Annotated in this window: 1 protein-coding gene; it reads left to right on the top strand. The window is 40.7% G+C overall.

Translation table 11 applies throughout. The features are described from left to right. The coding region (locus FMN63_RS03040; RefSeq protein WP_205513835.1) for a substrate-binding domain-containing protein at positions 1 to 477 on the top strand (477 nt) is incomplete at both ends.

The following is a 477-nucleotide window of genomic DNA, read 5'->3' on the forward strand; positions in this document are numbered from 1 at the left end:
CGTTTAACACTGTTAACCGCTGCGACCCTGACTGCTATTTCTTTTTCTGCCCATGCGGTAGAAAAAGGAACCATTATGATTATGGTCAATTCACTGGATAATCCTTATTACGCCTCGGAAGCGAAAGGCGCCAGTGAAAAAGCCCAGCAACTGGGATATAAAACGACCATTCTTTCTCATGGTGAAGATGTCAAAAAACAGAATGAACTGATCGATACTGCAATTGGTAAAAAAGTTCAGGGCATTATTTTAGATAATGCTGACTCTACTGCCAGTGTTGCAGCCATTGAAAAAGCAAAAAAAGCAGGTATTCCCGTTATATTAATTAATCGCGAAATACCTGTGGATGATGTTGCACTGGTGCAAATTACCCATAATAACTTCCAGGCTGGCTCGGAAGTTGCCAACGTATTTGTCGAGAAAATGGGAGAGAAAGGAAAATATGCCGAACTCACCTGTAATCTTGCTGATAATAAT

The organism is Stappia sp. BW2 (assembly GCF_008107695.1).
Taxonomy (GTDB): Bacteria; Pseudomonadota; Alphaproteobacteria; order Rhizobiales; family Stappiaceae; genus Roseibium.